This window comes from Mycobacterium sp. IS-836, from assembly GCF_001954275.1.
Lineage (GTDB): Bacteria > Actinomycetota > Actinomycetes > Mycobacteriales > Mycobacteriaceae > Mycobacterium.
Genome location: NZ_MBEU01000013.1, coordinates 41516 through 55613 on the forward strand (window position 1 = coordinate 41516; position 14098 = coordinate 55613).

Annotated in this window: 13 protein-coding genes; 9 read left to right on the top strand and 4 right to left on the bottom strand. The window is 67.4% G+C overall.

The window, feature by feature from the left end; all coding sequences use genetic code 11:
- Positions 1-49 precede the first annotated feature (49 nt).
- The gene (locus tag A5747_RS06545) at positions 50-1258 is read right to left on the bottom strand and encodes a PPE family protein (protein WP_076122849.1); all 1209 of its coding nucleotides are present in this window, start codon (positions 1256-1258) and stop codon (positions 50-52) included.
- Positions 1259-1432: 174 nt separating this feature from the next.
- On the opposite strand from A5747_RS06545, the gene A5747_RS25030 reads away from it, so the two are divergent.
- The 4 genes from A5747_RS25030 to A5747_RS06560 all read left to right on the top strand — a co-directional run bounded on the left by A5747_RS25030 (position 1433) and on the right by A5747_RS06560 (position 5429).
- A complete protein-coding gene (locus A5747_RS25030) occupies positions 1433-1576 on the top strand; it encodes a hypothetical protein (RefSeq protein ID WP_158070254.1) in 144 nt (47 codons plus the stop codon).
- A 312-nt stretch (positions 1577-1888) separates the two neighbouring features.
- On the top strand, positions 1889-2566 hold the full coding sequence (locus A5747_RS06550; protein ID WP_076122890.1) for a TetR/AcrR family transcriptional regulator: 678 nt from the start codon (positions 1889-1891) through the stop codon (positions 2564-2566).
- Positions 2567-2692: 126 nt separating this feature from the next.
- Positions 2693-3397: a TetR/AcrR family transcriptional regulator gene (locus A5747_RS06555; protein ID WP_076122850.1), complete on the top strand. Its 705-nt coding sequence runs from the start codon at positions 2693-2695 to the stop codon at positions 3395-3397.
- A gap of 43 nt (positions 3398-3440) precedes the next feature.
- Positions 3441-5429, top strand: coding sequence for a hypothetical protein (locus A5747_RS06560; protein ID WP_076122851.1), 1989 nt, complete (start codon positions 3441-3443; stop codon positions 5427-5429).
- On the opposite strand, the gene A5747_RS06565 is transcribed toward A5747_RS06560, so the two are convergent.
- Complete coding sequence (locus tag A5747_RS06565; RefSeq protein WP_083700187.1) at positions 5426-5788, bottom strand: PAS domain S-box protein; 363 nt, start codon at positions 5786-5788, stop codon at positions 5426-5428. The genes A5747_RS06560 and A5747_RS06565 overlap by 4 nt on opposite strands.
- A gap of 111 nt (positions 5789-5899) precedes the next feature.
- Complete coding sequence (metG, locus tag A5747_RS06570) at positions 5900-7453, bottom strand: methionine--tRNA ligase (RefSeq protein ID WP_076122853.1); 1554 nt, start codon at positions 7451-7453, stop codon at positions 5900-5902.
- 18 nt (positions 7454-7471) lie between these two features.
- Between metG and A5747_RS06575 the strand changes: the two genes are divergently transcribed.
- The 5 genes from A5747_RS06575 (at position 7472) to A5747_RS06600 (ending at position 13466) form a co-directional block, all read left to right on the top strand.
- A complete protein-coding gene (locus A5747_RS06575) occupies positions 7472-8320 on the top strand; it encodes a TatD family hydrolase (RefSeq protein ID WP_076122854.1) in 849 nt (282 codons plus the stop codon).
- Positions 8321-8499: 179 nt separating this feature from the next.
- Entirely contained in the window at positions 8500-9627 is a 1128-nt protein-coding gene (locus A5747_RS06580) for a resuscitation-promoting factor (protein WP_198938138.1), read from the top strand.
- The gene (rsmA, locus tag A5747_RS06585) at positions 9591-10556 is read left to right on the top strand and encodes a 16S rRNA (adenine(1518)-N(6)/adenine(1519)-N(6))-dimethyltransferase RsmA (protein ID WP_076122891.1); all 966 of its coding nucleotides are present in this window, start codon (positions 9591-9593) and stop codon (positions 10554-10556) included. The genes A5747_RS06580 and rsmA overlap by 37 nt, the downstream gene beginning before the upstream one ends.
- 36 nt (positions 10557-10592) lie before the next feature.
- The gene (locus tag A5747_RS06590; RefSeq protein WP_076122856.1) at positions 10593-11552 is read left to right on the top strand and encodes a 4-(cytidine 5'-diphospho)-2-C-methyl-D-erythritol kinase; all 960 of its coding nucleotides are present in this window, start codon (positions 10593-10595) and stop codon (positions 11550-11552) included.
- A gap of 279 nt (positions 11553-11831) precedes the next feature.
- Complete coding sequence (locus A5747_RS06600; protein ID WP_076122892.1) at positions 11832-13466, top strand: fatty acyl-AMP ligase; 1635 nt, start codon at positions 11832-11834, stop codon at positions 13464-13466.
- 18 nt (positions 13467-13484) lie between these two features.
- Here the strand turns inward: A5747_RS06600 and A5747_RS06605 are convergent, their stop codons facing one another.
- Positions 13485-14084 carry a TetR/AcrR family transcriptional regulator gene (locus A5747_RS06605; RefSeq protein WP_076122857.1) on the bottom strand — a complete coding sequence of 200 codons (600 nt, stop codon included), beginning with the start codon at positions 14082-14084 and terminating at the stop codon, positions 13485-13487.
- Positions 14085-14098: the final 14 nt, after the last annotated feature.

Consider the following 14098-nt stretch of genomic DNA (forward strand, 5'->3'; position numbering starts at 1 on the left):
CGGAAAGCCCTCGGCCCTATCTGCTGCTGCTCTGCGTTCATGTGGGCGCCTATACGTATCCGGCGGCCGGCGGGCGGGTCATGACGGTGGGGATCACCCCGTACCGCGGCCCGAGCGATTTGCCCGACGCGGCCGCGCGCGGTAGCGAGCCCAAGATGCTGGGCGGGACGGGCGGGGCACCGAGGCCGGCGGGCAGCGCCGCGGCGGTGCTCATGTGCGCCGCCGGGATCACGCTGGTCCAACTCGCCGGCACCGACAGCGGGCCCAGCGAGGCCGCGGTGCCGAGGCTGCCCAACGCACCAGGCCCGAGTGAGCCGAGCGCGCCCGCCCCGGCCGCGGCGGCGCTGGCCCCCGCCGCTGCCCCTTGAGCGGCCGCGGCACCCGCGGCGCCCGCCGCGGACGCCGCCCCACTCGCCAAACCCTGACCGCTCGCGGCCATTCCAATGATTGAAGACATGGCGTACACCGGGGTGGCCGCGGCCATCAGCCACGCGGGCATGTTGGACGCCACGAGGTTCGAAATATCCGACGAGGCGGTCGAGGCGGCGGTAGTGGTCGCGGCGGTCGCCGCGGTCGAGGCGAACGTGCTGGTCGAGCTGGTCGCGGGCGATGCGAGCGACTGCAGCGCGGTGGGCACCGAGGTGACCACGCTCGCCAGGTTGGCTTGCGATGTTCCGGAGATGCCGCTCGCCTGGGTGACCGCGGCCGCCTGCTCGGCGAATCCGGCGGGGTTCGTGGTCTGCGGCGCCGGGGTGAACGGTGTCACTTCGCACGCTATGGCTGAATTCGCGGCGTACTGATACATCGCCGCGGCGTCCTGCGCCCACATCTCGCCGTATTCGGCTTCGGTGGCCGCGATCGCCGCCGAATTCTGGCCGAAGAAGTTGGTGGCGATCAGTATCGCGAGTTGGACGCGGTTGGCGGTGACCGCGGGCGGCGGGACGGTCATCGCGAAGGCGGCTTCGTACACCTCGACGGCGAGCAACGCGTGACTGGCGGTCTCGGCGGCCCGCGCGGCGGCGCCGGTCGTCCACGCCACGTACGGAGCGAACGCGGACGCCATGGTCAGCGACGAGGGACCCATCCAGCGTGTGGTGGTCAGTCCCGCGATGACCGACCGGTAAGCGCTTGCAGCGGAATTCAATTCGGCCGCCAAGTTGTCCCAGGCCACCGCCGCGGCTGCCAGCGATATCGGCCCGGGCCCGGCATACATCCGCGCGGAATTGATCTCCGGCGGTAGCGCACCAAATTCGATCACGGCAGACACCGGGTTCCGGCGGGCCGCGGCCGAGCCTGCGCACCATCCTCGCGAACGAGCGTCGCCCAGCCACACATACTCAAAGCATGAGTAGACGGCCATATTGCTGACGATGGGTATTCGGCGCGTTGACGGAGGATCTTGGTCCGTGCCGGGCGCATACCGTGGGGCGTGATGACGTCGTGGCGGCCCGCCGTGACCACGTTTCCGCTGCTCATCGCGGCTACCAAGGCCTTTGGCGCGTCCGCCGAGGCCGCCGGCGCAATTGGCTGCGTGATGACGAACGACATGCGGTCCCCTCGCGGCTCGACCCCGTGATGCAAACTGACGATCATACAATAACACATAAAAAATACTTATGGAACGAAAAATGGGTAGGATCCTTGTGGCGGGTATCTAGACGGGCTCGGGGCCGGTTTGCACGGCCCGGGGGCCTCGTCCTGATAACCTCTTAGGTGGTCAAACGTCGCCCGAGAGACGCCGGCGAGTAGTTCGCCTCGGACCGCTGGAAGAACCAGGTGTGTGCGCCGCTCGAGGAGGGCATCAACAACGTGAAGGCGATCGACGCAGCTCAGGGCACCGGTGGCGATCGCGATCTCGCGGCGGCGGACCGCTGAGTCGTCGGTTTCGATGACCACCCACCCACCCGACGGACGCGCCGATGCGACGCGGCGGCAGATTCTGCGGGCCGCCTCGCATCAGTTCGCGCAACGCGCCTACCACGAGGTCGGCCTCGACGACATTCTTGCCGAGGCCGAACTGACCAAGGGCGCGATGTATTTCCATTTCAAGTCCAAGCACGCGCTGGCCGTCGCGATCATCGATCAACAGACCGACGCCGGTACGGCCGCCGTCCAAGACCTGATCACGCGGGGACTTTCCGGCCTGGAGACCCTGATCGATTTCTCCTATCTCATCGCGGTACAGGACATCAAGACCGATCGAGTCAGGGCAGGGCTGAACCTGATCGAATCCGTCGGTCGTTCGGAAGGGCTCCAGGAGAGGTTGTTGGACGACTGGGTCAAAGCATTGGCCGCGGTCGTCGAGCAGGCCATCGGCGAGGGTGACATCGACGACCGGTGCGACCCGGAGGATGTCGGACGCTTGATCGTGTCCCTGCAGATGGGGCTGCGAAAAACCAGCAACCTGGATCAACCCGAACGGTTCCTGCTCGACCTGGAAAAATGTTGGGCGTTGCTGATGGCCGGAATCCTGCGACCGGACCGCGTCGAATACTTCAGGCAATTCCTCAGGCGGCGTGCGGCACTCGCGATCAACGCCAATTCGACCGATCCCGACTCCGGGTAACGAGACCGAGACGGACCCGACGGCCGGGATCGCCGTAGCTGTTAACCTTTGATCGTCTTGCGGGGCGATGCGAAACGTGACTGACGAATCCGCGCACCCGACCAGATCCCGGAGGTATTAGGGGCGATGGCGCGGCAGGTTAGGTCGGAAGCCACTCGGCGAAAGATTCTTAAAGCCGCGACCGACGTGTTCGGGGAGGTCGGCTACGCGGCCGCCGGGTGGGGCACGATCATCGAACGCACGGGGATGACCAAGGGCGCCCTCTATCATCACTTCGATTCAAAGGAATCGTTGGCGTCGGCGATCATCGAGGAGGGCTCCGGCACGCTCGCCAACGCGTATCGGAACGCGTGCGGGCCGTCATCGCCGGGGCTGGAGAACCTGCTGCACGGCACGTTCACGATCGCCGAAGTGATGACTTCGGACGAAACCGCCCGCGCGGCCGTGCAACTGACCGCCACGTTGAGCGGTTTCAACGAAGCGGCCGGGAACTTCTGCGCGGCTTCGGTTCAGCTGATGACAGCCGAGGCCCGGCGGGCCATCGCGGAGGGAGACCTCCGCAAGGACCTCGACCCGGCAGTGGTCGGCGAATCGATCGTCGGCGCCATGTTCGGAGCGCGATTGCTGTCCAACGCGATATCTGCCGTCGACACAAAAGAAGGCGTCGTCTGCGACCTCAGCGAGCGCTTGATTCGGATTTGGGAACTCCTGCTTCCCGGCATCGTCTCGGAAGCCTCGCTCGGCTATTCCCGGGAATTCCTTGCTCGCGAAGCAATGCGCCATGCGCGGCTCGCCGCCGCCCGTACAGAGACGGTGCCGGGAAGCGACTAGGCATCCGCCGATACCGCGATTCAATTACCGCGCGCATTCAACAATGCATACTGTTCCGGTGATGAACCGGAAATATGCGAGCCGAGTTATTGCGCTGGCTGGTGTGGTCGGATTCTTGGTCATGAGCGCCCCGGTATCGCAGGCTGCGCCCGGCGACTCGGGCGCGACCGAGTCAACGACGTTGGCGCTGGCCGACGTTGGGTCCTCGTCCACCTTGTCGTTCTGGGGATTCACCAGCTCTCAACAGCTGAGCGTGCCGGTGCTGCACGGGCTGACGCCGACCGCGCTGAACGCGACCGTCGAACTGCCGATCAACATGCGGTCCGGCCAGCTCACCGTCACCCAGGGCGAGCGCACGATCGCGCGGCTGAACCTGCCCAACACCGATCAAGCGCCGATCGTCCTCCCGCTGACCGGAGCGGAAGTCGCCGACAATTGGGTATCGGTGACGGTGCGTTCCTACCTGGTGCCCCTGGACGGATTCTGCTTGTACCCGGAGAGCCCGCTGCGTCTGGTCAACGGAACGATCAACTACACCGGGGTCGAACAGCCGCCCACGACGGTGGCCCATTTCTTGCCGCCGGTGCTGCGCAAGCTGACCATATTTCTGCCGCAGGCGCCGTCAACCGCTGAGTCCGACACGGCAATTCGACTCGCCACCTCCGCGGCCTCGCACTACGGCAGGCAGGCTCCCGAGGTCGCGGTGGTCCCGTTGCCCGACGGACAGCAGGGGCCGCCGACGCCGCCGCAACCGCTGGAACGCCAGGTTGTCGTCAAAGAGGGATCGGACGCCGGGCTTTCCCTGCAGGGCAACACCGGTGTGCCGTGGCTGTTGATCTCGGGGCCCCTCGGACGAACCGACGAATCGGATACCGCGCTGCTGTTCAACGACCTGTCACGGCTGGCCCTTGTCTCCCGGGCCTCGGCGGAATCGTTGAAGACCACCCCGCAACTCCCCGGCGACAACGCCACGCTGCGCGAACTGGGGCAGCCCTTCGCCAACGCCACTTCGCTGCAACCGCGGGTGTCAATTGGATTGGACCAGACCAAGTTTGGCCGATCCGTGCACGGGGTGCGCGTGCATCTACAGGGGTCGTATACCCCGACGCCGGCGAACGTCGGCGGCCAGATCACCGCCAACATCGGCGCGGAGACCATCGACCATTGGCCCACCGACGGCCACGGCGCAATCGACCACTGGATCGACGTGCCGGATCGGCTGCTGCAGCGATACACCAGCCTTGACGTCGTGCTGGATGTTGCGAGCAACATCGGACACTGCGGGGACTTCTACACGCCTGGCGCGGGAAACTCGCTACTCACGTTGAACATCACCGGCGACACCACCGTGCAGAGCAGTCCCGCCGCGCCACCGGTGCCCGGCGGCCTGCAGTCGGTGCCGCAGGCGTTGATGCCCAAGGTTCAGGTGGGCATCGAGCCCCACTCGTTGATTGACACCAAGCGCGCGATCGACATCATGGTCGGCCTGCAGCGCATCAGTGCGGCGCCGATCGACACCACCGTCACAAGCGTTCAGCAGGCGCTCGATTCGTCGAATCCCGCGCTGGTGGTAGCCGCGGACGGATGGAACCACTCGGATATCGCGCTTCCGGTGTCCGCCGGCCCCAGCGGACCGATCACGATCAACGCCGTCGAGTCGGGCGGCAAACCCACGAAGCTGACACTGGACCCGTCACTGCGGTTCGCTTCTCTCCAAACGGTTTTCAACCGCGGCCGCTCACTGCTGATCGCAACCTCCAACGGCGCGCCCTTCCAGCTCGACGAGCTGCTGCGCTGGCTCACGAGCGACAACAAGCACTGGCCGAGCCTCAAGGGCGTCGCGGCGGTGTCGGTACCGGGACAAGACCCGGTCACCGTCGATCGGTCGCCCACTGCCGGTCCGGTCGCGGCGGCGCCCGGGGGCGGTAGTCACTCGGACCTGGCCTGGCTGTGGTGGTTCGGCGCGGGCTGGCTGGTCCTGGCCATCGTCGGTGCGGGAGTGATCGTGCTGCGCACCAGACGCCGGAGCTAGCGCTCCTCGATCCACAACTGCGCGGTCAGATCCTGGAACGTCGCGAGGGCGAATTGATCGTCGGCCCGCCGCACCGCCGACTTACTCATCAGCGCGCGCACGACCGAGCCGTCCCGGTGTGCCAATTCGACGACCATGTTGCCCAGGGCGTGGACGACCGACAGTAGGGAGTCCGAGGCGGGCGCCTTATAGAAGACCTCGTGGAATCCGAGCGCCAGGACCTCGTCCGGTTCGTAGCCCACCATCTCGGCAAACGCGGTGTTGGTGAACAGGATGCTGCCGTCATGCCCGATAGCCAGCACGGGAACCGGGATCCGCTCCAGCACGACCAGTGCGGGAAGCTGCTTCAAGGTCGTCATCGGCGACTGGCTGGGTTGCCGATTACGTCTTCGCTCCACCGGCCGATTATGGCCCATGGCAGGGGCCATGCCGTGCACTTTTTCCTAATACGGCGCCCGGCCGGTGTTTCGTCATATGTCGGAAGTCGGCTGGTAGCGGGGAAACACGCCCACGGGCGCCGGCAGCGCCGTGCCGGGGGCCAGCGGCGCGCCGATGGCGCTGAACGCCCGCCGGTCTTCGTCCTGGCCGAGCAGGTCCAGCAGCTTGGCGGCCGACTCGGGCATGACGGGCTGCACCAGCAGCGCCGCGATGCGCACGGCCTCGCACGTGGTGTAGAGGACGGTACGGAACCGCGCCTGATCGGCCGCGGACTCGCTCTTGCCCAGCACCCACGGCTGCTGGGCCGAAAAGTATCGATTCGCCTCGCCGAGCATCAGCCAGATCGCCTCGAGGGCCAGGTGCATCGCCTGGGCATCGAAATTCGCGCGCACCCGCTCTAGCAGACCCTCGGCCGTGTTCAGCAGTTCGGTGTCGGCTGCGGTGAATTCGCCAGGTTCGGGCACCACTCCGCCGAGGTTCTTGGCCACCATCGACAACGACCGCTGCGCCAGGTTGCCGAGTTCGTTGGCCAGGTCGGCGTTGATCCGGGTGACGATCGCCTCTTCCCTGTAGCTGCCGTCCTGGCCGAACGGAACTTCGCGCAACAGGAAATAGCGCACCTGATCCACGCCGAACGTGTCGATCAGCGCGACCGGGTCGACGATGTTGCCGACCGACTTGCTCATCTTCTCGCCGCGGTTGAGCAGAAACCCGTGCGCGAAAACCCTTCGGGGGAGCTCGATTCCGGCCGACATCAGAAATGCCGGCCAGTACACGGTGTGGAACCGGATGATGTCCTTGCCGATCATGTGCAAATCGGCCGGCCAGTAGTGGCGGAACAACTCGGAATCGGTATCGGGATAGCCGACCCCGGTCAGATAGTTGGTCAACGCGTCGACCCAGACGTACATGACGTGATCGGGGTGCTCGGGCACCGGCACGCCCCAGTCGAACGAGGTGCGCGAGATGGACAGGTCCCGCAGGCCGCCCGAGACGAAGCTGACGACCTCGTTGCGCCGCACCTCGGGCGCGATGAAATCGGGGTTCGCCTCGTAGTGGGCCAGCAGCTTGTCGGCGTACGCGGAGAGCCGGAAGAAATAGGTCTGCTCGTCGGTCCAGGTCAGCGGGGCGCGGGTCTCGGTGGCGATGCGGGTGCCGTCGTCGAGCAGTTCGGTTTCCGCTTCGACGAAGAACCGCTCGTCGCGTACGGAGTACCAGCCCGAGTAGGTGTCGAGGTAGATGTCGCCGGCCGCCGCCATTCGGCGCCAGATTTCCTTCGATGCCTCGTGGTGGTCGGCATCGGTGGTGCGGATGAACCTGTCGAAGGAGATGTTCAGCTTCTCCTGCAACCGCTGGAACACGTCGGAGTTGCGCCGGGCCAGTTCGGCGGTGGGCAGTCCTTCGGCCGCCGCGGCCTGGGCGACCTTGAGGCCGTGCTCGTCGGTCCCGGTGAGAAAGCGGACATCGAAGCCGTCGAGCCGCTTGAACCGCGCGATGGCGTCGGTGGCGACGTACTCGTAGGCGTGCCCCAGGTGCGGTGCGGCATTGGGGTACGTGATCGCGGTGGTGACGTAGTACGGCCTCATCGAGACTCACCCTATTGTGTGGCGGTGGGCTCCAACCGCTCCGGTAAACGAGAAGCGCCGCCGGCGCCCGAGCCGCTGGCGCCGTTGGTCGACGCCCATACCCACCTCGACGCGTGCGGGGCGAGCGACGCCGACGGCGTGCGGGCCATCGTCGAGCGCGCCGCGGCTGTCGGGGTGGGCGCGGTGGTCACCATCGCCGACGACCTTGAGTCGGCGCGCTGGGTGACGCGGGCCGCCGAGTGGGATCCACGCGTCTACGCCGCGGTCGCGCTGCATCCGACCCGCGCCGACGCGCTGGACGACGCCGCCCGCGACGAGATCGAGCGACTGGTCGCCCACCCCCGGGTGGTGGCCGTCGGTGAGACCGGGATGGATCTGTATTGGCCGGGGCGCCTGGACGGCTGCGCGCAACCCGACGCGCAGCGCGAAGCGTTCGCATGGCATATCGACCTGGCGAAGCGGTGTGGGAAGCCGCTGATGATCCACAACCGGGAGGCCGACGCCGAGGTGCTCGACGTGTTGCGGGCCGAGGGCGCCCCGGAGGCCGTGATCTTTCACTGCTTTTCGTCGGACGCCGCGATGGCCCGCCGCTGCGTCGACGCGGGGTGGACGCTCAGCCTGTCGGGGACGGTCAGCTTCCGTAACGCGCGCGCCCTGCGGGAAGCCGTGCCGTCGATACCCGCGGAGCAGCTTTTGGTGGAGACCGATGCACCGTATTTGACGCCCCACCCGTACCGGGGCGCAGCGAACGAGCCGTACTGCCTTCCCTATACTGTGCGGGCGCTGGCTGAACTGGTCGGTCGGCCGCCCGAGGAGTTGGCGGCGATCACCACCGGCAATGCTCGCCGGGTCTACGGACTGGCCTAGCGCGACGGGTGATTTGGGTAACACCGGCGCTTCATCGTCGCGCCGGAGTTGCCGAACATTGGCCGGTTCGTTACCGTCTTGTGATCGTACGAGTGGGCCCGTGGGCCCCTTTGTCGTTTTCTGCTGAATAGGTCCTGAGTAGGTCGAGAAGTGGTTGCTGAGGTCGGGGTTAGCGCGCGTTGAGTGTATTAGCGAAACTTCATCAATCCCCATCACCCATGTTGCGGCTCGTGGTCGCGGGCCTGCTTTTGGTACTGACGTTGGCCGGCGGCGTTGCCGTCTCCGCGAGCAAGACCGTGACGCTGACCGTCGACGGCATCGCGATGCGGGTGAGCACCATGAAGTCGCGGGTGATCGACATCGTCGAGGAGAACGGCTACACGGTCGACGAGCGCGACGACCTCTATCCCGCGGGTGACGTCCAGGTACACGACAGCGCCAACATCGTGCTGCGCCGCAGCCGGCCGTTGCAGATCTCGCTGGACGGCCATGACGTCAAGCAGGTTTGGACCACGGCGTCCACCGTGGACGAGGCGCTGGCTCAGCTTGCGATGACCGACACCGCCCCCGCCGCGGCCTCCCGCGGCAGCCGAGTTCCGCTGGCGGGAATGGCCCTGCCGGTCGTCAGCGCCAAGACGGTCAAGATCAACGACGGCGGCGCGATCCGCACGGTGCACCTGCCGGCGCCCAACGTCGCGGGACTGCTGAGCGCCGCGGGCATACCACTGGCCGAAAGCGATCAGGTGGCGCCGAGTGCGACGTCGCCGATCGTCGACGGCATGGAAATCCAGGTGACGCGCAACCGGATCCAACGGGTCACCGAGCGGGTTCCGCTGCCGCCGAACGCCCGCCGGGTCGAGGACCCCGAAATGAACGTCAGCCGGCAGGTCGTCGAGGACCCGGGCGCCCCGGGCACGCAGGACGTGACATACGCGGTCGCCACCGTCAACGGTGTCGAGACCGGCCGGATCCCCGTCGCCAATGTGGTGATCACGCCGTCGCACGAATCGGTGGTGCGCGTCGGCACCAAGCCCGGCACCGATGTGCCCCCCGTGATCGACGGATCCATCTGGGACGCCATCGCGGGCTGCGAGGCCGGCGGAAACTGGGCGATCAACACCGGTAACGGGTATTACGGTGGTGTGCAATTCGATCAGGGCACCTGGGAGCGCAACGGCGGCCTGCGGTTTGCCTCCCGCGCCGACCTGGCGACCCGGGAAGAGCAGATCGCCATCGCCGAAGTGACGCGCGAGCGCCAGGGGTGGGGCGCCTGGCCGGTGTGCAGCGGAAGAGCTGGTGCACGCTGACCATCCGGCTACTCGGGCGCACCGAGATCAGGCGGCTGGCCAAGGAACTTGAATTTCGGCCACGGAAGGCACTCGGCCAGAACTTCGTCCACGACGCCAACACGGTGCGCCGGGTGGTTTCGACCTCGGGGGTCAGCCGCTCCGACCATGTCTTGGAGGTCGGTCCCGGCCTTGGGTCGCTCACGTTGGCGCTGCTCGACCGCGGCGCCGCCGTCACCGCCGTCGAAATCGACCCGGTCTTGGCCGCGCGGCTGCCCCAGACCGTGGCCGAGCACTCGCACAGTGAAATCCAGCGGCTGACGGTGCTCAATCGCGACGTCTTGACTCTCGCCCGCGACGAGGTGACCACCGAGCCGACGGCCGTCGTCGCCAACCTGCCCTACAACGTCGCGGTCCCGGCGCTGTTGCACCTGCTTGCCGAATTTCCCTCCATCCGCACCGTGACGGTGATGGTGCAGGCCGAGGTCGCCGAACGGCTCGCCGCCGAGCCCGGCGGCAAGGAGTACGGCGTGCCCAGCGTCAAGGTGCGTTTCTTCGGGCAGGTCCGCCGCTGCGGGATGGTGTCGCCGACGGTCTTCTGGCCCATTCCCCGGGTTTACTCCGGGCTGGTTCGCATCGACCGGCACGCGACCTCGCCGTGGCCAACCGACGAGGCTTTCCGGCGGCGGGTGTTCGAACTGGTCGACATCGCGTTTGTTCAGCGCCGCAAGACATCTCGCAACGCGTTCGCCGAGTGGGCGGGCTCGGGCAGTGAGTCGGCGAATCGCTTGCTGGCCGCCAGCATCGATCCCGCCCGGCGCGGCGAGACCCTGTCCATCGAAGACTTCGTGCGGCTGCTGCGGCGTTCCGGTGCACCGGGCGACGGCGCCGCCCAGGCAAGCACCGATACCGCGCTGCGGCACGTTTCGGGGCACGCGTCCGCGAGCTGAGTAGGACGTCGACCGTTCCAGCGATAGTCTGCTGCGGTGTCCGCGTCTGACGGCAGCACCGCAACGCAATGGGTGCCCACCGGGTCGGTCACCGTTCGCGTGCCCGGGAAGGTCAACCTGTACCTGGCCGTCGGAGATCGCCGCGAGGACGGCTATCACGAGCTGACGACGGTGTTCCAAGCCGTCTCGTTGCTCGACGAGGTGACCGTCCGCAACGCAGACGTGCTGTCGCTCGAGCTCGTGGGCGAGGGTGCCGACACGCTGCCCATCGATGAACGCAACGTCGCGTGGCAGGCCGCCGAGCTGATGGCCGATCACGTGGGCCGGGCACCCGACGTCTCGATCATGATCGACAAATCCATTCCGGTGGCCGGCGGCATGGCGGGCGGCAGCGCGGATGCGGCCGCGGTGCTGGTTGGCATCAACGCGCTGTGGGAGCTCAACGTGCCCCGCCGCGATCTGCGCATGCTCGCCGCGCAACTGGGCAGCGACGTGCCGTTCGCTCTGCATGGCGGCACCGCGCTGGGGACCGGTCGTGGCGAGGAGCTGGCGACGGTGTTGTCGCGGAACACGTTTCACTGGGTGCTGACGTTTGCGGACAGCGGTCTGCTCACCCCGGCGGTGTTCGGCGAGCTCGACCGGCTCAGGGACAGCGGCGAGCCGTCACGGCTGGCCGAGCCCGGGCCGGTGCTGGCGGCCCTGGCCGCGGGCGACCCGGAGCAGCTGGCGCCGCTGCTGGGCAACGAAATGCAAGCGGCGGCGGTGAGCCTGGACCCGGGACTGCGGCGGACGCTGCGCGCCGGTGTGGAGGCCGGTGCGCTGGCCGGCATCGTGTCCGGCTCCGGTCCGACGTGCGCTTTTTTGTGCACCTCGGCGTCGCAGGCGGTCGACATCGGCACCCAGCTGTCGGGGGCGGGCGTCTGCCGCACGGTCCGGGTCGCGAGCGGCCCGGTGCCCGGCGCCCGCGTCGTTCCCGCGCCGATGACCGAAGTCTGAACGGGGTGTGAAATCCGACTCAGCGGCCGCTAGAAGTTGGCGCTTCCTTAAGAGTTGCTTAAGATGACTCGCGGTGACGAGTAGCGGTAAGCAGAACCACTCGATGTCGTCGTCTGCCGGGCGCTGCGGTGGACGGCCGACGCGGTTTGCAGACTCATCACTGTTTCGAGACCTAACCGCTGCCCAACTGTGCTCGCGCGCCTGCTGCAAAGTAGCCCCCAGCAGGCGGAATATGAGATTCCGGGCGTTGGGGAATCTGCCGGAACCGAGGAGGCCTTTGTGAGCCGGTTTACCGAGAAGATGTACCGCAACGCCCGCACCGCGCGGACGGGCATGGTCACCGGTGAACCCCACGAACCCGTCCGCCACACGTGGGGCGAGGTCCACGAGCGCGCCCGGTGCATCGCGGGCGGCCTGGCCGGCGCGGGCGTCGGCCTCGGCGACGCCATCGGTGTGCTCGCCGGCTTCCCGGTGGAGATCGCCCCGACCGCGCAGGGCCTCTGGATGCGCGGGGCCAGCCTCACCATGCTGCATCAGCCGACGCCGCGCACCGACCTTGCCGTCTGGGCCGAGGACACCATGACCGTGATCGGCATGATCGAGGCCAAGGCCGTCATCGTCTCCGAGCCCTTCCTGGTGGCCATCCCCGTGCTTGAGGAGAAGGGGATCAAGGTCCTCACCGTCGCCGACCTGCTGGCGTCGGATCCGGTCGACCCCATCGAGGTCGGCGAGGACGATCTGGCGCTGATGCAGTTAACGTCCGGGTCCACCGGTTCACCCAAAGCTGTCCAGATCACCCACCGCAACATCTACTCCAACGCCGAGGCGATGTTCATCGGCGCGCAGTACGACGTCGACAAGGACGTCATGGTCAGCTGGCTGCCCTGCTTCCACGACATGGGCATGGTCGGCTTCCTGACCATCCCGATGTTCTTCGGCGCCGAGCTGGTCAAGGTCACGCCGATGGACTTCCTGCGCGACACCCTGTTGTGGGCCAAGCTGATCGACAAGTACCAGGGCACCATGACCGCGGCGCCCAACTTCGCCTACGCGCTGCTCGCCAAGCGGCTGCGGCGCAACGCGAAACCCGGCGACTTCGACCTGTCGACCCTGCGCTTCGCGCTGTCCGGCGCCGAGCCCGTCGAACCCGCCGACGTCGAGGACCTGCTGGACGCGGGCAAGCCGTTCGGGCTTCGGCCCTCGGCGATCCTGCCGGCCTACGGCATGGCCGAGACGACCCTGGCCGTGTCGTTCTCCGAGTGCAACGCGGGCCTGGTCGTCGACGAGGTCGACGCCGATCTGCTGGCCGCGCTGCGCCGCGCCGTGCCCGCCAGCAAGGGCAACGTTCGCAGGCTGGCCACGCTGGGCCCGCTGCTGCAGGATCTCGAAGCCCGCATCATCGACGACAACGGCGATGTGATGCCGCCGCGCGGCGTCGGTGTCATCGAGCTGCGCGGCGAGTCGCTGACTCCCGGCTACCTCACCATGGGCGGCTTCATCCCCGCGCAGGACGAGCACGGCTGGTACGACACCGGTGACCTCGGCTACCTCACCGAGGAGGGCCACATCGTGGTGTGCGGACGCGTCAAGGACGTCATCATCATGGCCGGCCGCAACATCTACCCAACCGACATCGAGCGCGCCGCCTGCCGCGTCGAGGGGGTTAGGCCCGGCTGCGCCGTCGCCGTGCGGCTCGATGCGGGTCACTCACGCGAGACGTTCGCCGTCGCCGTCGAATCCAACGCCTGGCAAGACCCGGCCGAGGTACGCCGCATCGAGCATCAGGTCGCGCACGAGGTCGTCAGCGAGGTCGACGTGCGGCCACGCAATGTGGTGGTGCTGGGCCCGGGGACGATTCCGAAGACGCCGTCGGGCAAGCTGCGCCGGTCCACCTCGGTCACGCTCGTCAGCTAGGGACCGACGGCTTCCGCGTCACGACAGCGGGGAAAGACCCGAGCGCACCAGCTCCAGGCACGTGGCGGCGATAACGCCCAAATCCTCGACACACCCGTTCTGCCCCCACGTCTCCACTCCGATCACCATGGCCGCGGCCAGCGTGGCGCCCGCGACGTTGGCGACCAGATCGATGTTCGCCACATCGGGGTAGCGCTGCTTGACGAAGTCGGTGATGACCGCGGCGAACGACGCCTGGACCACGCGCAGGTGGCTGGCGATCTGCTCGCCGGTGATCAATTCGGCGCGGGCGAGGGCCGCCTGCCGCACCAGTTCGATGTCGTGCGGATAGCTGGCCATGCTGGCCAGCACCGCCTCGAACACTGACTCGGAGCGGGGGCGGTGCGCGAGCGCCTCGGCCAGCCACTCCACCTGGGTGTCGTAGTCCTGGAAGAGCACGGCTTCCTTCGTGGGGAAGTGCCGAAAGAACGTGCGCTCGGTGACGCCGGCCTCCTGCGCGAGCTGCTGCACGGTGACGTTTCCGAAACCCTCGCTGGCGAACCGCTTGAGGGCCACCTGCCGCAGCGCCTCATGGGTCCTGGTGCGGCGCACCTTGTGGAGGTTTTCCTTCTCGCCCATACCTCGCATCCCAC